The sequence below is a fragment of the Nocardia sp. JCM 34519.1 genome (assembly GCF_020361265.1).
Taxonomy (GTDB): domain Bacteria; phylum Actinomycetota; class Actinomycetes; order Mycobacteriales; family Mycobacteriaceae; genus Nocardia; species Nocardia arthritidis_A.
The window spans coordinates 238199-257858 of the sequence record NZ_JAIRBR010000008.1 but is presented as its reverse complement, the minus strand read 5'-3'; the positions used below and the strand labels follow the sequence as shown (position 1 = coordinate 257858).

Genomic DNA, 19660 nt, shown 5'->3' with positions numbered 1-19660 from the left:
CAGCTGGGGTGACGTAGATCACGTAGTGGCGAGGTTTTCGGCGGCCGCGACGATCGCGTCGCAGGCCCGGTCGGCATCGGCCTCGGCGGTGCGCCAATTGCTGAAGGCGGCGCGAATAGCCGGTTTGCCCCGGTAAACCGTTGGGGTGACGAAGGTTTCGCCGGATTTCGCGACCGCATCGATCAGCGCGTGTACGCGCTCGGTGGTCGGGCGCTGCGCCAGGGTGAAGCAGACGACGTTGAGGCGAACGGGCGCAAGCATTTCCAGCGTTCCGCCGGCGGCCAGCCGTGCACCGAGCCGCTGCGCGCAGGATACGTTGCGGCGCACGATTTCTCGATAACCGTCGCGGCCGTACGCCCGCAGCGTGAACCAGGCGGCCAGCGCGCGCAGGCGCCGGGAGTTCTCCGGAACGAGATGCCCGAAGTCCGGGGTGGCGGACGGTGCGGTGAGGTAGGCCGCCGAGTTCTGGAATACGCGCAGCTGCAGATCCGGCCGCCTGCTGAACTGCACCGCGGCATCGTAGGGGACGTTGAGCCACTTGTGCAGGTCGACGCAGACCGAATCGGCGGCCGTCAGACCGTCGACCAGTTCGGGCCGGTCCGACAGCGCCGCGAACGCGCCGAACGCGGCGTCGACGTGCAGCCAGAACGGATACCGCCGCCGCAGCTCCGCGATGGCGCGCAGGTCGTCGAAGTCGACGGTGTTCACGGTGCCCGCGTTGGCGATCACGACGGCGGGCCGACCGTCGAGTCCGGCCAGTGTCGCGGCCAGCTCGTCGACATCGATGGCTTCGCGGTCGGGCCGGGTGCGCACCAGCGTCAACCGGTCGCGGCCGATGCCCAGCATCGACAGCGTCTTCGGGATGCTGGAATGCGGTGTGCCGGAGAGTACGTGCACCGGCCCGAGCGCGCCGACCCCGGACTGCGCCACCGAGACCCCGAGCTGTTCGCCGAGCCATTCGCGCGCGATGGCCAGCCCGACGAAATTCGACATGGTCGCGCCCGTGACGAACGCGCCGCGGAATTCGTTGAGCCCGAACAGTTCTCCGATCCAGCCGAGGGTCTCCCGCTCCAGCATGTCGGCAACGGAATCCTCGCCGCTCATGGCGTTCTGGTCGAATGTGCTTGTCAGCCAGTCGCCCGCGATCGCGGCGGGTGTCGCGCCGCCGGTGACGAAGCCGAGGTAGCGCGGGCCCGCGCTACCGGAGAAGCCGGGCTCCCAGCGTCGCCGGAATTCCGAAAGCGCTTGGCGCAGGCCGATTCCCGATTCTGGCATGGCCGAGGGCGGCACCTCGCCGGGCGGGACCGCAACCGTGCGCCCGGCCAATCCGGCCAGCAGATCGCCCGCCGCGCCGCTCACCTCGTTCAGCAGGCCGGGTAGTTCGATGAGATCCTCGGCGAGTCTGCGGTCCATGGCATCTCCTCTGGCTGTCGGCCGACGGCGGATGACCCCCAGTCGGACAGTACGAGCGGTGACGGGCGCCTGTCGGCGTCCACTCCGGAGAAACTGGACCGGCGCCGCGGATGTGACGGATTCGGCGTAGCCGGGCGCGGATCGGCGTGGTGATAATGCGACCATGCGGCCTACGGCATTGCTCTTCGACGTACAGGGCACGGCGACGGACTTCTTCGGCACGGTACGGCGCGCGGTTGTCCGCGTCATCGGCGACCGGCCCGATCTGGATCCGAGCGATTTCGTAAACCGTTGGCGCGCCGCGTATCGCGCCGCGCTGGAGCAGGCGCCGCAGCAGGATGGTTGGCGCACAGTGCATTCGGTGTATCGCACCGCACTCGACGAGCTGCTGGCCGCGGACGGCATCGGCCTCGGCGACGCCGAGCGCGAGGAGTTGACCTTCGCCTGGCAGCAGCTCGACCCGTGGCCGGATGTGGTGCCCGGATTGCACCGTCTGCGAAAGCATTTCGTGCTGGCCACGCTGTCGAACGCCGATGTGCGGGCCGTCGTCAACATCACCGCGCACGGGGATCTGCCGTGGCATGCGGTGTTCACCGCCGAGATGGCGGGCGCGTTCAAACCGGATCCGGCCACCTATCTGATGGCCGCCCGCTATCTCGGGCTGGAGCCGGACCGGATCATGATGGTGGCCAGCCACAAATACGATATCCGCGCCGCGGCCGAGCTCGGTCTGCGCACCGCATTCGTCGCCAGGCCAATGGAATTCGGTGATCCGGCGCTGGCCGATACGGCCTACTCGGACGAATTCGACGTCAACGCGGCGGATTTCCTCGATCTGGCCGATCAGCTCGGGGCTTGATCCGCGCACTGTCGGCCGCATGGACGTTCGGGAACATGATCGAGCTCATCGTGTACGGCGTGCGGCCGGACTCGGGCCGGTTCCCCATCAGGCGCCCGACGGCCGCGCCGACTTCGCGGAGTAGTCCGGCGAGTTCGTGCTGGTTCAGCCAGACCACGCCCTGTCGATAGGTGACGGAATCGGTGTACGGGTCGACGCCCGGCCGGTCCAGGTACGCATTGAATTCGGCGAGTAGCACCGCCATCGACGCGGCGAACGCGTTGCGGTGTTCCTCGGCCGACATCGTCGCGCCCGCCTCCGGCTCGATCCGGGTTCGGTCGGGGCGCAGCCGGTAGTAGCGCTCGACGGTGCCGCGGACCCGCTGTTCGTCGGCCACCTCCAGGATGCCGCCGTCCGCCAGCAGTCCGACGTGCCGGTACAGCGTGGTTTTCGGGATATCGGGCAGGGTTTCGCACAGCTCGGCGGTGCTGCGGATATGTCCGCCGGACATGGCGTGCAGGATGCGCAGCCGGACCGGATGCAGCAGCAGATCGAGTGTGTCCTTCTCCATTCCCAAATGATCCCATAGTTGGTATTGTTTCCAAAGTTGGAATCAATGAATGGGAGTGGAACGTGTCCGCTGATACCTCGACCACGATCCGGCTGAGCGATGCCGCGGTGCGGCCACTGCACACGCTCGATCCGGCCGCGCCGCTGGACGACCTGCGATGGCTGGACGAGGTGGTGGGCAGCGCGCGGGTGGTCGCCATCGGCGAGAGTGCGCACTTCAACCGCGAGTCCTATCTGGTACGGCACCGGGTGCTGCGGTACCTGGTCGAACGGCACGGCTTCGGCGCGCTCGGCTGGGAGAGTGGCTTCGTGGAAGGGTGGCGGGTCGACGATTGGCTGCACGGCGCGTCCGCGAACCTCGACGACCTGCTGGCCAATGCCATCAGCTCGATGATGGGCCTGTGGACCGAGATGCGTGACCTGCTGACCTGGCTGCACGAATACAATCGCACGGCGGAGCGGCGGGTCGGGTTCTACGGCATCGATCTATCGGGGTCGAACGTATCGCTGCTGCCCGGATTGGACGATGTCATCGGCTATTTCGCGGCGGTGGACCCGGAGTTCGAGATCGATCCGGGGCTGCGCGAGACGGCCGCGATCTTCGCGGCGGATTCGGCGCTCTCGGTGGTTCCCGCCATCACCGCGTATCTCGAACTCGGCCAGGACCGCCGCGACGCGCTGAGCGCCGGGCTCGCCGAATTGGCCGCGCGGTTGCACGGCCGCAGGCTCGACTACCTGGCCCGCGCGACGGTGGACGAGTACGGCCGGGCGGTGCGGGCGCTGGCCTGCACGATGGCCATCGACATGATCGGCAGGGTGACCGCGCAGGGGCGGCGTGGCGATGCGCTGTATTTCCGCGATCCCGCTATCGCCGACAATGTCGAATGGCTGCTGAACCGCACCGATCGGATCGTGCTCGCCGCGCACAACGGACATGTGATGCGCTGGCCGCTGTCGGCGTTTCCCGGTATGCCGCCATCGGATCCGATGGGTTTGCATCTCGCCGACCGGCTCGGCGACGACTATCGGGTGATCGGTATGACCGCGGGGGCCGGGCAGACGCTCAACGCGGGCGCCGAATTCTACGAGGGCAAGATCTTCACCGAGCTCCAGCCGCCGGAGCCCGGTTGCCTGGACGCGCTGATGGCGGCCAGCCACGACGGCCCGTTCGCGGTCGATCTGCGCCGGTTGTCGGCGGCCGATACCGCGACCGTCCGGGCGGTGACCACGCAGCGTTTCGGGAATATCTCCGGTGCGGTGAGCCCGCTGGACGCCTACGACGCCGTCATCCACCTGCCGGAAGTAACACCCGCGACACCGGATCTCGCCGCGGCCGCCGCCGGACCCGAGGAAATACGGAAGATGTTCGGGCAGTAGGGGATTGCCGTGGCGGCGCGAACGGGTTTCGCCGCTCGCGCCGCTGAACATGTTGTGCCGGAGACTATTTCGGCTCGTTAGCCGACCCTCTTGTTCGTGTCGATGATGCCGAAGATCTCACCCTGCGGCGCCCGCAGCACCGCCATGCGGCCGAAGGGGCTGTCGTCCGGGCCCATCAGCGTGGTCGCGCCGAGTTCGGTGCGGGCGACACCGGCGTCGACGTCGTCGAACTGGAACCAGGTGAGCCAGTAGGTCATATCCTCACCGGGCACCTTGGTGGAATCCATTATGCCGCCGACGCCTTCGCCGCCACCCGGGGCGAAGGTCGAGTACACGAAGCGCTCACCATCGCCGATTTCGGTGTAATCCCAACCGAATACCTTGTTGTAGAACTCCTGCGCCGATTGGTAACCGACGGTGTGCAGTTCGTTCCAGCAGTAGGCGCCGTGCTCGTTGTAGACGCCTGCGCCCTTGTGCGCCTTGGCTTCCCAGACGCCGAAGATGCCGCCGGTCGGATCGCCCGCGACGAACATCCGGCCGACGTCCATGACATCGAATGGCGGCATGAATACCTGGCCGCCCGCCGCCGTCACCTTGCCCGCGATAGCGTCGGCGCTGTCGGCGGCGAAATAGGTGGTCCAGACCGACGGCATGGGCATGCCATCGGGTTTCGGGCCGATGCCCGCGGCGGGCTTGCCGTTGATCGTGGCCATCAGATAACCGCCGGCTTCCGGCGGGTTGTCCATGACCTCCCAACCGAAGAAGTTGGTGTAGAACTCGCGGGCCTTGCTCGTGTCGTCGACCTGACAGTCGACCCAACACGGTGTGCCCTCGGGCCAAGCGGAGTCACGTGTGGGCATGGTCTGTCCTCCTGAGCACTGTGGGCCGCATGACAGCACATCTACAGCTGACCAGCCGGTCCGCGGCCGTGATCGTTGTCCGGGTTTGTATTAGGGGATCGGGCCGGTTACGAGTCTGCTCCGCTCGCCGCCGCCGTGCACGGGGTCTGTGCGAATACGTGCATCTGCCGGGAAAAGTGCGGATCGGCGTCGGGTTTCACCCCCGCCGCCGATGATCGGGGGCGCGCCGGATGAGCGGATCGACCCACAATTTCGTGGCCTTTCCACGAGTGGATGCCGTGTCACAGGAATTGGTCGATTTCGTGAGCCGATGCGGTTCCGGTACGTAGGCTTGGCAAGTTATCTGTGCCGAATCCCTTCGAGCGGAGTGTGTTTCGTGACGACTGCCCAGTTCTCATTTCCGGTTCGCGATGGCGAGCGACGGGTGCTCGAGCGCGTCGGCGAGTTGGCGTCCGGATTCGCGGCGGTGGCCGCCGAATACGATGAGCGCGCGGAAATCGCGGTGGGTCATTTGGATTCGCTACACGCCGCGGGGGTGAACCGGGCGGTGCTGCCCGAGCGGGTCGGCGGGGATGGGCTGAGTTATCGGTCATACGGTTTACTGGTGCGGATACTGGCCAAGGCCGACCCGCCGACGGCGACCATCTGGACGATGCATGCCGGGGCGGGCGTCGCCCTCGCCGAGATCACCTACGAGACGCGCGGCTCGTTCTTCGCCGACGAATTCCTGGCGGGCAAACGATTCGCCAACGCACTGTCCGAACCGGCCAGCGGCAACCGGTTTCTCAATCCGCAGCAGGAGGCCTTCGCCGTCGACGGCGGCTGGAGGCTGAACGGGGCGAAGCGGTTCGTCTCCGGTGCCGAGATCGCCGACTACCTGTTGGTGAACGCGCTGGTGGACGGTGTGCCAACGTTTTTCGGCGTGGTGCCGGACGCGACGGTCTCGGTGATTCCGATCTGGGACACCCTCGGGCTGCGCGCGACCCGAAGTCAATTGCTGGCCTTCGACAATACGGTGCTGTCCGGTGAATATCGCGGGCGCGCTCCGGGGCCCGGCGATTTCGCGGTGATTCCGGCCGGGCTGCCCGCGATTTCGCTCGGTATCGCCGATGCCGCGCTCGACGCGCTGGTGGAGCACGCCCGTTCGCGCGTCATCCTCGGCAAACCGCTCTCGCATCAGCAGTGGGTGCAGCATGAAGTGGCCGACGTACAAACCAAACTCGCTGCCGCACACGCACTCTACGATCGCGGGCTGGCCGAGGCGGACGAGGGCCTGCCGTCCTTCTTCCCGACGCTGGTGCGGTCGAAGTATCTGGCGAACAAGGTCGCGGTGGAGGTGGCGCAGCTCGGCGTCCGGGTCGGCGGCGCCTCCGGCTACCTGAAACAGTCGCCGATCCAACGACATCTGCGCGACGCGGAGGCCGGACAGCTCATGGCCTACTCGACCGAGGTGCTCGCGGGCGAAATCGGCATGGAGGTTTTGGGTATCTCCGAAAAACATTGACCCGCATGGAAATCATTCGATACGCGCCGCGACGGCGGGTAACCGATCCACCATCGCGATGGCGAAATCGGCTACGAGATCGATCAATTCGGCCCGGCCGATGTCCAGCCCGCCATCCAGCCAGACCAGGACGAGTTCGGCCGCGCCGCCGGTAATGAGCTGCGAGGTCGCCGCGACCGCCCGGTCCTGCCCATCGGGCAGGTGCAGGACCAGGCGGGTCTGCTCGATGATCACCTGCGCGACCTGCCGCATCCCGTCGAATCTGCTGCGCATCAGCGCTGGGCTGCCGTACGCCTGCGCGAAGGCGATCTGCGCGCGCCGCGGATCGTCGGTGAGATCGGTGATGAGCGCGGCGACGCCTGCCCGGATCCGGTCGGCCGGTTCGCCGGGCGTGTCGGCGATGGCGGCCTGCGCCTTTTCCAGCGCGGAGCGCTGCACCTCCAGCAGCAGTCCGGCCGCGAGCGCGTCCAGATCCGCGAAGGCCTCGTAGAAGAAGCGTGGCCCCACCTTTGCCTGCTCGCATACCCCGCGTACCGTCAGGGCGGAAAGTCCCTGGGTGCCACCAATTTCCAATGCGGCGTCGAGTAATCGCCGCCGCCGGTCGGCCTGGCGCTCGACGGTGGATGTCCCGCGGTAGGTGCCGGTGGATGCTCGGGTCACGGGTTCAGCGTAGACCAAATCGGGAAACAACCGTTTACGGAAACGCGCGTTTCCCGTATTGTCGGAGGTATCGCACCGCCGCGAAGGGATCGACCATGACGCTTCTCCTGCCTCCATCGATCGATGCGGTGACCAGCGGCGCCCGTCAGGCGCGGGCGATGTTGGCCTGGCGAGCGCAGCGGATGGGCGCCGGTATCGCCGGGCACTACCCCGTTCGGCCGCGACCGTTCGCCATACCGCCACCGGGAAGTGGATTACGGCCCGTGCCAGGCGATTCCGGGCCGCCGGGTATCGGCTACACCCTGCAGGTGCTCGCCGATCCGATCGCGTTCTCCCAGGAGCGGGTGCGCCGTTACGGCCCGGTGCAGTGGATGGGTGTGCTCGGCCGCGCCGTGGTGGTGGCCGCCAGCCCGGAAGCGCTGGAGGCGGTGTACCTGGACCGGGCGAAAGTCCTTTCGGCGCAGCGTGGTTGGGAATATCTGATCGGCCCGTTCTTTCGCGGCGGCCTGCTGCTTCGCGACTTCGACGAACATCAGTTCCATCGCCGGATCATGCAGCAGGCGTTCACCAGGACCAGATTGGTCGGCTATCTCGAGCTCACCACGCCGCGGATCACCGCGGGTGTCGCGGGCTGGCGGCCGAGCCGCAATTTCCACGCCTATCGAGCGATCAAACAGTTGCTGTTGGAGCAGGCGACGGAGGTGTTCGCCGGTGCGGAACTCGGTCGCGAAGCCGCGCGGTTGGAACGCGCCTTCGAGGATGCGGTGCGCGGTGGCCAGGCGCTGATCCGGACCACTATGCCGGGCGGAATCTGGGCCCGCGGCATGCGCGGCCGTCGGGTGCTGGAGGAGCATTTCCGCCGTGAGCTGCCCGCCAAGCGGGCGGGTGCGGGCGCCGATCTGTTCAGCGTGCTGTGCCGGGCGGAAACCGAAGAGGGACATACCTTCACCGATGAGGAAATCGTCCAGCACATGATCTTCGTGATGATGGCCGCGCACGACACCAGCACGATCGCCACCTCGATGCTGATCTACGAGCTGGCGCGGCATCCGCACTGGCAGGATCGCCTGCGCGCGGAATCGCGCGCGCTGGGCAAACCCGCGCTCGATTACAGCGATCTGGATCGGCTGCCCGCGCTGGATATGGCCTTCCGCGAGGTGCTGCGCATGTATTCGCCGGTGGGACAGCAGGTTCGGGAAACCGTCGCGGACACCGACCTGCTCGGCCACTACGTACCCGCGGGGACGCTGATCATGTGCGGCTCGTACGCCATGATGCGCAGCGACGAATATTGGCGCGACGCCGCCGTTTTCGATCCGGAGCGGTTCGCACCCGAGCGTCGCGAGGACAAATCGCACCGGTTCGCGTGGGCGGCCTTCGGCGGCGGCGCGCACAAGTGCATCGGTATGTATTTCGGCGGTATGACGGTGAAAGCGGTGTTGCACCAGATGCTTTTGCGCTACCGCTGGAGCGTGCCCGATGGCTATCGGGTTCCGCTCGTCGCGACCACCGGCCCGACGCCCGGCGACGGACTGCCCATTCGCCTGGAACGTCTCTGCGGCTGAAATCCGTCGGCGCGGTAGGAGTTCAGACGTCGAGGCCGTGCTGGAGGGCCGCGATGGTGGTATCCAGGATCCGGTACAGCGCGGTGATGGAGTGATCGGCGCCGAGCGTCCAATTGTCGAGGGCCACCGCGAATGCGGTGAAGCTGGTCGCGGCGGCGAGCTGCGGGCGCAGATCGGTCTCCGGTAGTCCGGAGCGGGCGGCGAAGCGCTGGGTCAACGCGTGTTTGCGGCTCATCGCACCGGTGAAATTCTCCTGCCGCAGTTGCGGATTGGTGACAAGCACATGTCTCGCCCTGCGCGCGGTGTCGGCCTGCCGGTCGAGCCGCTGCCGGTCGTCGGTGTCGAGCAGTAGGTCGCGCACCGCGTGCCGCAGTGCGGTGAGCGCGGATTCGCCGGGCGGGCGGCGGTCGAGCGCCGAAAGCAGTTGCGCCATCAGATCTTCCTCGTGCGCGAAGATCACCGCCATCTTGGACGGGAAGTGCCGGTGGAAGGTGCGGCGCGAGACCTGCACGGCATCGGCGATCTGCTGCACCGTGGTCTGCTCGAAGCCCTGCCGCTCGAACAGGCGCAGCGCGGTATCGATGAGCTCCCCGCGCACCCGGGTCTTCTCGCGTTCGCGCAGCCCGTTCGAATCCGTCATCGACCCCTCCCGTTATCCGCGTCACAGTCAATGGTGTCTCAAAGTGACACTTTCTAGGATAGCGGGAGCAAAGTGTCTCAATGTGACACCACTGAAGCGAAAGGAATGCGCCGTGCAACTGCGACGCACAGTGCTCGCCCTGGCCGCCGCCGGCCTGCTCGCCGGACCGCTCACCGCCACCGCCGCGGCCGAACCCGCCGGTCAGGACCCCGGAACCGTGGTGCGCGACGAGGCGCTACCCGCGGACCTCTGGATCGCAGGGACCGGATCGGCCCGCCGCCTGACCTACTGGACCCAGACCTCCGACGGACGGCCCGCGCTGTCCACCGGCGCGATCTTCGTTCCGGCGGGCACACCGCCCGCCGGTGGCTGGCCCGTCGTTTCGTGGGAACACGGCACGGTCGGCGTGGCCGACGAGTGCGCGCCATCCATCGCCGGCCGCTCCGATCGCGACATGGCATACCTGGCCACCTGGATGAAGCAGGGCTATGCGGTGGTGGCGACCGATTACATCGGCCTCGGCACGCCGGGCGTGCACACCTACCTCGACGGGCGGGCCGAGGCGCACGCCGGAATCGATATGGTGCGCGCGGCCCGCGCGGTGGAACCGGCACTGGCGGCGAAGTGGGTGGCCATCGGCCAGTCGCAGGGCGGCGGCGCCGCGGTGTTCACCGCCTCGCTGGCCACGAAATACGCGCCGGAACTCGATTATCGCGGCGCGGTGGCCACCGGGCCCGCCTCCAACGTTGTCGAGGCGGCCATGCTCATCGGCCCGCGGACGCCGCCGATTCCGTCCGCGCACATCACCGCGTACGCCACCTATGTGATGAACGGGCTGCAAGCGTCCCGGCCGGACTTCGACCTCGACAGCTACCTGACACCGGTCGGCCGAGACCTCGTAACCGCCGCGCAGACCGAATGTTTCACCACGCTCGCCGATCGCATCGGCGGCGTGACGGTGAATCAGCTGTTCTCCCGGCCGCTTTCGGAGGGCGATTTCGCCACCGTCGCGCATTCGGTGATGGACGTGCCGCTGACCGGTTACGACCGTCCGCTCTTCATCGGTCAGGGCACCAACGACACCGACGTCTTGGCCCCGCTCACCACCAAACTCGTCGCGGACCTGACCGCCAACGGCGTTCGGCCCGAGGTGCATTTCTACCCGGGGCTCGACCACAGCGCGACCGTCGCGGGATCGCTTCCCGACAGCGTCCCGTTCGTGGCTCGCGCATTCTCCTGACGCCGCGTAGGTTCCCCGCGCTTGCGATGGTCTGCGCGGGACGCGAATCGCTGGTCGCCTACGAACCGGAGTTCAGGAAGTCGAGGACGAGCGGTGTTGCGACACTGCGGAATTCGTCGAAGTACGCGTGGCGTGCGCCGGGGATCAAGTGCAACCGCGCGCCGGGGATGCGGTCGGCGATCAACGGGGCGTTGGCGGTCGGGTTGAACATGTCGTCCGTTCCGTGGACCACCAGGGTGCGGGATCGGATATGCGGCAGGGCATCCCACGCGTCGTGCTGTGCGCTGGCGACGCGATGCCAGCGCTGTGCGTACGGCGGCATGGTCGGGTCGCCCAGCGTGTTGAAGGGGCCGGGTTCGGCGGCCAGCCAGGCCGGGGTGTACATGAGCTCCAGCAGGGCCTGCCGGGCGGCGGCCGGATTGCGTTGGGCGAGTGACTTTTTCACGTCTTCGCCGCGTTCGAGGCCGTGGGCGCCACCGGGGGAGGTGCAGCCGAGGATCAAAGCGCCGACGCGATCCGGATGCCGGGCGGCCAGCCACTGGGCCACCCGGCCGCCCATCGATGTGCCGTACACATCCGCTCGCGCGATGCCCGCGTCGTCCAGTACCGCGACCACGTCGTCGGCGAATCCGGTTGTGCTGTAAGGGGTATCGGGCCGGTCGCTGTCACCGGTGCCACGCCAGTCGAGCGTGACGGTGCGTCGCGTGGTGTCGAAGTCGTCCCGGATGCCGTCCCACCAGTGATGGTTGTTCGCCTGTCCGGCGAGCAGGATCAGCGGGTCGCCCGCACCCGAGACCTGGTAGGCGATGCGGACCCCGTCCGCGGCCTTCGCGTACGGCACGGCTAGCTATACCTCCGGTTCGACCAGCGAATCATATGCCCGATGGTAACCGGGCGGTCTCGGCCGCCGTCCGGCCCGCATCGCCTGATAGCGTGCGGTCATGCAGGACAGCGACACCACCGCACCGGTATTCCTCGGGCTGGGCGCAGGGCCGGGCGTCGGCCTGGCCGTCGCCAGATGCTTTGCCCGCGACGGCTATTCGATCGCAGTGGCCACCCGGTTCGCCGAGGAGGCGGAGCCGCTGGCAAAGGACCTGCGTGACAGCGGTTTCACGGCCGATGGCCTCGGCGTAGACCTCGCCGATCCGGATGACGTCACCCGAATGGTGACCGAGGTGGGCGAGCGGTACGGGCGCATCGATGTCCTGCACTTCAACCCCAGCATCTTCCGCGAAGCCGATCCGCTCCAGCTGACGGTGGCCGAGCTGATCGCCGACTTCACGATCGGCGCCGCCGCGCTGCTGCCCGCGGTGCAGGCCGCCAAGGCCTACTTCCCGAAGGGTGCGCGGGTGCTGGTCACCGGTAGCGCCGCGGCCGATAAGCCGTGGCACCGGGCCGCCTCGCTCGGGGTGCAGAAGGCGGCCGTGCGCAACCTCGTCACCAGCCTGGACATCACCCTCGCGCCGGAGGGTGTGCGCGCGGTGGCGGTGCAGGTGAACGGCGTGCTCGACAACGGAACGTTCACCAGGGAACGGGTCGCCGAAGCCCTGTACGCGGCGGCTATCCGCCCCGACGCGGAGTGGACGCCGCACGTCGCCTTCGACGGATAGTTCGATCCGCTGACAGCGGGTACCCGGCGACCATGAGCACACCCGAGATCGATCCGACGACGGCCGAATCGCGCCAGCAAGATCCGGATTTCGCCGAGGAGCACCGGAAACCGACCCACGCCGACGAACATTCGCAGCCCGATGCCATCGAGCGCGACGAGTCGACGCCGGACGAGCACGGCGGCATGGACTTCTGACGCCCGGATGACGGTGCGCCGCAGGCCCGTTCCCGCACGGACCGGGAACGGGCGCTCAGGTGGCGTCGCTCAGGCCTGCTGGCCGAGCTCTACCTCCAGCGACAGGTTGATCTTCTCGCCGATCACCGCGCCGCCGTCCGGCAGCGGCATATCGATGGTGATGCCGAAGTCGCGGCGGTTCAGCACGGTCTTGGCCTCGAAGCCCGCGACCGGCCCGTGACCCATGCCCGGGTTGACGCCGAGGAATTCCACCTGCAGCGTCACCGGCTTGGTGACGCCGTGGATGGTGAATTCGCCGTCGACCTCGAATTCCGCGCCGTTCACCCGGAATCCGGTGGACTTGAAGGTCGCCACCGGAAATTCCTCGACGTGGAAGAAGTCGGCGGTGCGCAGATGCGCGTCGCGCTGCTCGTTGTCGGTGGTGACCGAATCGACGCGGATCTCGGCCTCGGCGGTGGCGCTGCCGTCCTCGCCGATCACCAGCTTGCCGCTGAAATCGGTGAAGCGCCCACGGATTTTGCTCACCATCAGGTGGCGGACCGAGAAGCCGAGGGTGGAGTGGGCCGGGTCGATGACCCAGGTGCCCGCGGTCAGCTTGTTGGTGGTGTCGGTGGACATGCGGTCTCCTCGAGTGTTGAACAATTCGGTTGTCGGACAGGGAGGTTCGGCGTCGTTGCCGAACGATCAGGCAGCGCCGCCACCCAGCAGTTGGGCGAACGGCACGGGTTCGTCGTAGGGATCCGCCGGACGTCCTGGGCGGTCACCGCTCAGGACACCGGCGAATTCGCCTGCCGCGCGGGCGATCCGGGCGTTCAACCCGTCCGTCGTCGCGGAGGCCCAGTCTTCGGATGCGGCGAATACCGAGGTCGGCGCCACCACCGAACGCAGGTAGGTGAACATCGGACGGACGGCGTGTTCGAGGGCCAGCGAATGCCGTGCGGTGCCGCCGGTGGCCCCGATCAGCACCGGCATACCGGTCAGTGAATCCGGTTCGAGCACATCGAAGAACGTCTTGAACAGCCCGCTGTAGGACGCGTTGAAGATCGGCGTGACGGCGATCAGGCCGTCGGCGGTCGTCACGCCCTCGATGGTCGCGCGCAGCGCCGCCGATGGAAAGCCTGTGAGCAGGTTGTTGGCCAAATCATGTGCGTGGTCGCGCAATTCGATGACGTCTACCCGGATATCTCGATCGGCCAGCGCTCGCTCGGTGGCTGCCACTAGTCGGTCGGCGAGCAACCGCGTCGACGATGGTTCGGACAGCCCGGCGGAGATCACCGCGATGCGCTTCATGCGATCACCGAATCCTTCTGCGCCGCAACGAGGCTCGCATGGGTCGGGGCGTCGGGAACGTGGGCGGGGCGCCGTGCGGCGAACTCCTTGCGCAATACCGGAACGACCTCCTCGCCGAGCAGATCCAGTTGCTCCAGCACCGTTTTCAGCGGTAGGCCCGCGTGATCCATCAGGAACAGCTGGCGCTGATAGTCGCCGAAGTACTCGCGGAAGGTGAGCGTTCGATCGATCACCTGCTGCGGACTGCCGACGGTGAGCGGTGTCTGCTCGGTGAACTCCTCCAGCGTCGGCCCGTGCCCGTACACCGGTGCGTTGTCGAAGTACGGCCGGAATTCGCGCACCGCGTCCTGGGAGTTCTTACGCATGAACACCTGTCCGCCGAGCCCGACGATCGCCTGGTCCGCCGAGCCGTGCCCGTAGTGTTCGTAACGCCTGCGGTACAGCGAGATCAACCGCTGGAAGTGCTCTTTCGGCCAGAAGATGTGGTTGGCGAAGAAGCCGTCACCGTAATACGCGGCCTGCTCGGCGATTTCGGGGCTGCGGATGGAACCGTGCCAGACGAACGGCGCTACGCCGTCGAGCGGGCGCGGTGTCGCGGTGAACGATTGCAGCGGGGTGCGGAACCGGCCCGCCCAGTCCACCACATCCTCGCGCCAAAGCCGGTGCAGTAGTTGGTAATTCTCGATGGCCAGCGCGATGCCGTCCCGAATGTCCTTGCCGAACCAGGGATATACCGGGCCGGTGTTGCCGCGGCCGAGCATCAGGTCGACCCGGCCGTCGGCCAGGTGCTGCAGCATCGCGAAATCCTCGGCGATCTTCACCGGATCGTTGGTGGTGATCAGGGTGGTCGCGGTGGAAAGCTGCAGACGCTCGGTGCGCGCGGCGATATAGCCGAGCATCGTGGTGGGCGAGGACGGTACGAAGGGCGGGTTGTGGTGCTCGCCGGTGGCGAAGACGTCGAGTCCGACCTCCTCGGCCTTCTGGGCGATGGTCACCATCGCCTTGATCCGCTCGTGTTCGGTCGGCGTCCGACCGGTCGTCGGATCGGTCGTCACATCACCGACGGTGAAGATTCCGAACTGCACGCCACCCTCCTTGATGAAGTAGTCTGCCACCCATTTGGTGGATGTGGCAACCAATTGAACCGACCAAGGTATTGGGGTATTCCCGATCCCGTTCGGTGGCGTAGGTCACTACACTTGTTTTCCCGAGATGTGGCGAGAGGGGCAGGCCATGGGCGGCGCGGATCCGTTACTGGCCATGATCGCGGAAGAGGCGCGGCGGCACGGATATTCGTGCCGGGTGCTCGCCAGCGACGAATTGGTCCTGACGCACAGTGGCGCGAGCTTCGCCATGTCGCTGGTGAACCTGCGCAGGTTGATCGCCCGCGAGCCGCGTGACGAGTGGCGGGCCATGGTGGCCGACCACCTGAGCACCGGCATCGCCAGCTTCGAGCTGGAACAGCGCAATCCGTTCGACTTCCGCGAATTCGGCGATGTCAGCGGGCTGGTGCGCACCCGGCTGTATCCGAGCACGGCCGCTGCGGGCGGCGCGGTCCGCCGCTTCGTCGCACCGGGCCTGACCCAGCGCATCGTGCTCGACAACGTGCATGCCGTGCGCACGGTGACCTACGACATGCTGCGCGACTGGCCGATCAGCGAGCGCGACCTGTTCGAGCTGGCCGAACGCAATGTCAGGGCCGACGGACCGCTGGACACCCTCACCACCGAATTCGACGATCCGATGGCGGCCGGGCTGCCGTTCTCCATCCTGTTCGGCCCGGAATACACGACGGCGCACGCGCTCTGGCTGGCGGAATACCCGGTGACCGGGCGGGCGGGGGCGCTGCTGATCATCCCGTCCAAGCGCTTTCTCTACACCTATCCGATCAACGATCTGGACGTGCTGCGCGCCGCGGTGATCCTGGCCCGCCTCGCCGTCCACGGCTATGCCGAACAGCCTTGGCCGGTAAGCCAATTCGTCTACCACTGGCACGGGCGGGTGCAATTGGCCGCCACCACGTTCAGCAACGAGGACGGCATCACCATGGTGCCCACCGACGACTTCCACACCCTCCTGAACGCCCTGGAAAGTATCTAGGACAGGTACTGCCGCAACCACGGCAGACCGAGTTCGCGCAGGACATGGGCGCCGGTGTCCATCGAGACACCGCCGAAACCGTGGTCGAGGAACGGCAATTCGACGTAGCGGTTCGGCACGCCGGCCGCGCTCAGCTTGTCGGCGTATGCGGCGGTGTGGTCGGCGAGCACCAGATGGTCGCCGCCGCCCTGGATGATCAGGGTCGGCGGGGAATTCTTGGTGATGTAGGGGTCGGAGTTCACGGCGGCGTAGCGGTCGGCGTACTGCGCGGGCGGTCCGCCGACGTATTTGCGGGCCGCGTCGACGCCCACCGCGGTCTCGGTGCCCGACGCCGTGAGGTCGACCGCCGGGTAGAGCGCGATCACGGCGCGGATGCGCGGCAGTTCGGCGGCGGCGCCGCAGGTGGGTTGCAGCGCACCGGAATTGATCTTGTTGGCCACATTGACGGCCAGGTTGCCGCCCGCCGAGCCGCCGAGCGTCGCGACCCGGCTCAGGTCGAGGCGGTATTCGGCGGCGTGGGCGCTCGCCCAGGTGAGCGCGCAGCCGACATCGCCCTCCTCGGTATCCCACCGGTGGTGTTGCTCGTCGGCCAGGCGGTAATCGACATCGAGGACGGCGTAACCCTGCTGGGCCAGCCAGGTGGTGTACGGGTTCGTGCCGCGGCTGCCCATGATGAACGCGCCGCCGTGGATGCTCACCACCAGCGGTGCGGCGGAGCCGTTTTCGGGGAGGTAGAGGTCGGCGCGCATCGGCTGGCCGTCCAGCGTCGCGTAGGTGACGGTGTGCGTCGGCGGCTTACCGGTCTGCCGGAACGGCGCGGCCGGTGCGAACGCGACCCAGCTGCCGGTGGCGTTGTGCACCGAAAACGCGAGCACGGCGCTGGTCACCAGCGACAGCGTCAGCGCGAGCGCGGCGAGGCCGGTCACCGCGCCCGCGAGCCGCTTCCGGTCGCTCAGGCGCAGCGCGAAGAGGGCGACGAGCACGGTGAGCAGCGCGAGCGGCACGATCCACGAGCCGAGACCGTCGCGCAGCGAATCGATCATCAGGATGGTCGTCTGCGGGAACGTGTGCCGCAGCGCGGGCATGGTCCAGGAGACCGGAATCACCGCGAGCAGTTGGCCGATCAGCACGAACAGCCCGAGCAATACGGCGGCCAGCAGTAGCGCGGCCCTGGCCACGCGGATCCAGGGGCCTCGCTCGGTTTCGGTCGTTTGCTCGGTGCTCATCCGGATTGCTGCCCTTCGCCTGGTGGAACTCGAACTATCCGACGCGATGGCGCAAGGGTACCGACCGTATGGTGTGCGCTACCAGGTGTAAGTGACCCGCCGGCGGGTGAATCAGCGCACGGCGGTGGCCTCCAGTCCGCGTGGTTTCCGTTCGTAGACGAATTCGACGCGCTGTCCGGTGGAAAGAGTTTTGTATCCCGGCGTGACGATGGCGGTGTAATCGACGAATACCTGGCCGATGGGTTCGTCGGGATCGATGAAACCGAAACCCTTTTCGGCGTCGAACCAGCGCACCGTCCCCCGGTGCCACGGTGTCGTCATAGCACTGGAGTGTGCGGCGTCGGGCGCGGTTACGGAAGACACGGCAGGCATCATGCGGAAGTTGCGGCCGGGGTGGGTTCGGTGTCGGGTGACATCACCTGTTGCCACCATCTCGCGAGTGGGCTGGGATCGGGCCATCGGATGGGTTCGTCCGCGCTGTCGGGTTGCGGCAGCGCGGTGCGCGCGGAGGTCGACAGTGGGTGCTGTTCGGCAATGGGCATGACGTGACTCTCTGCGGTTGGTGACGCGAGCATGAAGCACCGCGAGCACGGGGGGAGCACCGTACTCGCGGTGGAAAGGGAGGAAGATGTGACTTTGTTCGAGGGGTCACCCGCTCCAGCGATGCGGTGGCCGGTTCCGACGCCACATCGTGTGGCAGTGCGCTGGTCTCCGGTTCATTCGATGCGCCTGATCTGGCCGTTCCCCGCACGCTGTCGCGTGGCTTCGAGCATGAACTGGCATCACCTACCCTTCATGTGAATCAACTGCACTGCAATAAGTTTCGATTCATGCGCCCGCTGCCTCCGGCTCTCGGAGGTGCGCGTTCGGTGGCCACGACCGGTAACGCCGGTCGCCGACCGGGCGTCGGTAGCTCGCCATCGGCCGGTCCGGTCCCCGGTTGCCGCGACGTACCGGTGCGCAGTGGCGGTGACCGGCGTACTCGCCATACGGTCATTGCCGCGCAAAGGATCTCGTCGATTTCGGCATACAGCTCGGTGACCTCGGGTGGGTCGAGCACCGCGAGCGGCCTGATCGCTTCGGTGGACATGATCCGACACTTCCTTCGCGAAAAGTGTTGGTTCCGTGGATCAGACGGGGATGGCGAGCCGTTCCGTGCGGCAGAGCGGCGGCGTGCGCCGGAATGGACTGCGGAACGAATCGGGATGCCTCAGCATGGTCGCCACCTCCAACTCACTCGTATCGGGTTCGACTGGTGTCAGATAATCTATGTCATCGGACACATATTTCTTATATCACCGCCCATAGGAGATCGCAAGTGGGTTTGGCAGGTAACCTTTGCTAGATGCGGGAAGTGAGAATGCGATGAGCCGTGACCAGGCAAGTTCGCCACGGCACCCGGACCCCGGTGAAGGGGTCTACGGGATTTCGGTGGCCGCCGGACTCTCCGGTGTCGGGGTGCAGACGCTGCGCCTCTACGAGCGGCACGGGCTGCTCAACCCGACCCGCAGCGCGGGCGGTACGCGTCGCTACAGCAGCGACGATCTCACGCGGTTGCGCCGCATAGCCGAACTCGTCGCGGCCGGAGTGAATTTGGCGGGCATCGGCCGCATCCTCGCGCTGGAGGACGACAACGCCGAGCTGCACGCCGACAATGTCCGGCTGCGCGATCACAACGCGGAGCTGCGCGGGCAGGGGTGAGGTGCGGTCGGGGCGGTGCGCTAGCGTCGGCGATATGCGGCTTCACGTGGGATGTGCGATGTGGACGCACCCGGCCTGGCGGCAGGCGCCCAGCGAGCGGCTGCGATCCTACGCGGACCGGTGCACGGCGGTGGAGGGCAATACGACCTTCTACGCGACGCCCGCCCGGCGCACCGTCGAATCCTGGGCGCGGCAAACCGATTCGGATTTCCGCTTCGTGGTGAAGCTGCCGAGGACGGTCACCCATGAGCGAAGGATGTCGGGGGCCGACGCCGAACTCGGCGCCTTCCTCGACGCGGTCGAACCGCTCGGCCCGCGGCTGCACGCGCTGTGGGCGCAACTGCCCGCCTCGTTCGGCCCGACCGATCTGGGCGTGCTCGCCGCCTTCCTGCGCGGGCTGCCCCGCACCTACCGGCCCGCGGTGGAGGTGCGGCACCGGGCGTTCTTCGAGGACGAGCGGGCGGCGCGGCAGCTGGAGAGCGTGCTCGGGCGGGTCGGCGGTGAATGGATAACCTTCGACACCACACTGCTTTTCGACGGTGCGCCGATTTCGCCCGCCGAGCGCGAGGCGTGGTCGAAGAAGCCGAGGGTGCCGCGGCGCACCGTCGCGCTCACCGAACACCCGATCGTCCGATTCCACGGCCGCGACGCCGAGGAACGCACCGTCGCGGGGTGGCGGCCGTGGATCGATGTCGTCGCCGACTGGCTGCGTGAGGGGCGCTCGCCGACGGTGTTCATCCACACGCCCGACAATGCCGCGGCGCTGGAGCTGGCGCGCCGGTTCCATGACGAGGTGCGGGCGCGGGTGCCGGAGCTGACGCCGCTGCCCGAACCGGCGCCGGTCGAACCCATGACGCTGTTCTGATCAC

Annotated in this window: 22 protein-coding genes; 10 read left to right on the top strand and 12 right to left on the bottom strand. The window is 67.3% G+C overall.

Annotated features, from left to right (window positions below):
• Positions 1–18: 18 nt before the first annotated feature.
• The gene (locus LGY53_RS21730) at positions 19–1413 is read right to left on the bottom strand and encodes a pyridoxal-dependent decarboxylase (RefSeq protein WP_225728530.1); all 1395 of its coding nucleotides are present in this window, start codon (positions 1411–1413) and stop codon (positions 19–21) included.
• Between the two features lie 163 nt (positions 1414–1576).
• On the opposite strand from LGY53_RS21730, the gene LGY53_RS21725 reads away from it, so the two are divergent.
• A complete protein-coding gene (locus LGY53_RS21725) occupies positions 1577–2272 on the top strand; it encodes a haloacid dehalogenase type II (protein ID WP_225728529.1) in 696 nt (231 codons plus the stop codon).
• Here the strand turns inward: LGY53_RS21725 and LGY53_RS21720 are convergent.
• On the bottom strand, positions 2226–2822 hold the full coding sequence (locus LGY53_RS21720; protein ID WP_225728528.1) for a helix-turn-helix domain-containing protein: 597 nt from the start codon (positions 2820–2822) through the stop codon (positions 2226–2228). The genes LGY53_RS21725 and LGY53_RS21720 overlap by 47 nt on opposite strands.
• A 62-nt stretch (positions 2823–2884) precedes the next feature.
• On the opposite strand from LGY53_RS21720, the gene LGY53_RS21715 reads away from it, so the two are divergent.
• Positions 2885–4198, top strand: a complete 1314-nt coding sequence (locus LGY53_RS21715; protein WP_225728527.1) for an erythromycin esterase family protein — start codon at positions 2885–2887, stop codon at positions 4196–4198.
• A 77-nt stretch (positions 4199–4275) separates the two neighbouring features.
• Here the strand turns inward: LGY53_RS21715 and LGY53_RS21710 are convergent, their stop codons facing one another.
• Positions 4276–5058: a VOC family protein gene (locus tag LGY53_RS21710; RefSeq protein WP_225728526.1), complete on the bottom strand. Its 783-nt coding sequence runs from the start codon at positions 5056–5058 to the stop codon at positions 4276–4278.
• Between the two features lie 376 nt (positions 5059–5434).
• Here LGY53_RS21710 and LGY53_RS21705 point away from each other — a divergent pair, with 376 nt between their 5' ends.
• On the top strand, positions 5435–6562 hold the full coding sequence (locus LGY53_RS21705) for an acyl-CoA dehydrogenase family protein (RefSeq protein WP_225728525.1): 1128 nt from the start codon (positions 5435–5437) through the stop codon (positions 6560–6562).
• A gap of 12 nt (positions 6563–6574) precedes the next feature.
• Here LGY53_RS21705 and LGY53_RS21700 read toward each other — a convergent pair whose 3' ends face one another.
• Entirely contained in the window at positions 6575–7222 is a 648-nt protein-coding gene (locus LGY53_RS21700) for a TetR/AcrR family transcriptional regulator (protein WP_225728524.1), read from the bottom strand.
• A gap of 158 nt (positions 7223–7380) precedes the next feature.
• Here LGY53_RS21700 and LGY53_RS21695 point away from each other — a divergent pair, with 158 nt between their 5' ends.
• Positions 7381–8787: a cytochrome P450 gene (locus tag LGY53_RS21695; RefSeq protein WP_374111215.1), complete on the top strand. Its 1407-nt coding sequence runs from the start codon at positions 7381–7383 to the stop codon at positions 8785–8787.
• Positions 8788–8809: 22 nt separating this feature from the next.
• On the opposite strand, the gene LGY53_RS21690 is transcribed toward LGY53_RS21695, so the two are convergent.
• Positions 8810–9427, bottom strand: a complete 618-nt coding sequence (locus LGY53_RS21690) for a TetR/AcrR family transcriptional regulator (RefSeq protein ID WP_225728522.1) — start codon at positions 9425–9427, stop codon at positions 8810–8812.
• 112 nt (positions 9428–9539) lie between these two features.
• Here LGY53_RS21690 and LGY53_RS21685 point away from each other — a divergent pair, with 112 nt between their 5' ends.
• Entirely contained in the window at positions 9540–10667 is a 1128-nt protein-coding gene (locus LGY53_RS21685; RefSeq protein ID WP_225728521.1) for a lipase family protein, read from the top strand.
• Between the two features lie 58 nt (positions 10668–10725).
• On the opposite strand, the gene LGY53_RS21680 is transcribed toward LGY53_RS21685, so the two are convergent.
• Entirely contained in the window at positions 10726–11508 is a 783-nt protein-coding gene (locus LGY53_RS21680) for an alpha/beta fold hydrolase (RefSeq protein WP_225728520.1), read from the bottom strand.
• Positions 11509–11608: 100 nt separating this feature from the next.
• Between LGY53_RS21680 and LGY53_RS21675 the strand changes: the two genes are divergently transcribed.
• Both LGY53_RS21675 and LGY53_RS21670 read left to right on the top strand, forming a co-directional pair.
• Positions 11609–12277, top strand: coding sequence for an SDR family NAD(P)-dependent oxidoreductase (locus tag LGY53_RS21675; RefSeq protein ID WP_225728519.1), 669 nt, complete (start codon positions 11609–11611; stop codon positions 12275–12277).
• Between the two features lie 32 nt (positions 12278–12309).
• Complete coding sequence (locus LGY53_RS21670; protein WP_167472632.1) at positions 12310–12474, top strand: hypothetical protein; 165 nt, start codon at positions 12310–12312, stop codon at positions 12472–12474.
• A 69-nt stretch (positions 12475–12543) separates the two neighbouring features.
• On the opposite strand, the gene LGY53_RS21665 is transcribed toward LGY53_RS21670, so the two are convergent.
• The 3 genes from LGY53_RS21665 to LGY53_RS21655 all read right to left on the bottom strand — a co-directional run bounded on the left by LGY53_RS21665 (position 12544) and on the right by LGY53_RS21655 (position 14849).
• Positions 12544–13092 (bottom strand): YceI family protein, encoded by a 549-nt coding sequence (locus LGY53_RS21665; protein WP_225728518.1) that lies wholly within the window; start codon positions 13090–13092, stop codon positions 12544–12546.
• A gap of 66 nt (positions 13093–13158) precedes the next feature.
• Complete coding sequence (locus LGY53_RS21660) at positions 13159–13764, bottom strand: FMN reductase (RefSeq protein ID WP_225728517.1); 606 nt, start codon at positions 13762–13764, stop codon at positions 13159–13161.
• On the bottom strand, positions 13761–14849 hold the full coding sequence (locus tag LGY53_RS21655) for an LLM class flavin-dependent oxidoreductase (RefSeq protein ID WP_225728516.1): 1089 nt from the start codon (positions 14847–14849) through the stop codon (positions 13761–13763). Before LGY53_RS21655 ends, LGY53_RS21660 begins: the two co-directional genes overlap by 4 nt.
• Positions 14850–14976: 127 nt before the next feature.
• On the opposite strand from LGY53_RS21655, the gene LGY53_RS21650 reads away from it, so the two are divergent.
• Complete coding sequence (locus LGY53_RS21650) at positions 14977–15864, top strand: hypothetical protein (protein WP_225728515.1); 888 nt, start codon at positions 14977–14979, stop codon at positions 15862–15864.
• Here LGY53_RS21650 and LGY53_RS21645 read toward each other — a convergent pair.
• From LGY53_RS21645 to LGY53_RS21635, 3 genes are all read right to left on the bottom strand, one after another.
• On the bottom strand, positions 15861–17090 hold the full coding sequence (locus LGY53_RS21645; RefSeq protein ID WP_225728514.1) for an alpha/beta hydrolase: 1230 nt from the start codon (positions 17088–17090) through the stop codon (positions 15861–15863). The two genes, LGY53_RS21650 and LGY53_RS21645, sit on opposite strands and share 4 nt — an antisense overlap.
• Before the next feature lie 111 nt (positions 17091–17201).
• Positions 17202–17411, bottom strand: a complete 210-nt coding sequence (locus tag LGY53_RS21640) for a cold-shock protein (RefSeq protein WP_225728513.1) — start codon at positions 17409–17411, stop codon at positions 17202–17204.
• Positions 17412–17461: 50 nt separating this feature from the next.
• Complete coding sequence (locus LGY53_RS21635) at positions 17462–17632, bottom strand: hypothetical protein (protein WP_225728512.1); 171 nt, start codon at positions 17630–17632, stop codon at positions 17462–17464.
• A gap of 823 nt (positions 17633–18455) precedes the next feature.
• Here LGY53_RS21635 and LGY53_RS21630 point away from each other — a divergent pair.
• A complete protein-coding gene (locus LGY53_RS21630; RefSeq protein ID WP_225728511.1) occupies positions 18456–18791 on the top strand; it encodes a MerR family transcriptional regulator in 336 nt (111 codons plus the stop codon).
• 34 nt (positions 18792–18825) lie between these two features.
• On the top strand, positions 18826–19656 hold the full coding sequence (locus tag LGY53_RS21625) for a DUF72 domain-containing protein (protein ID WP_225728510.1): 831 nt from the start codon (positions 18826–18828) through the stop codon (positions 19654–19656).
• Positions 19657–19660 lie beyond the last annotated feature (4 nt).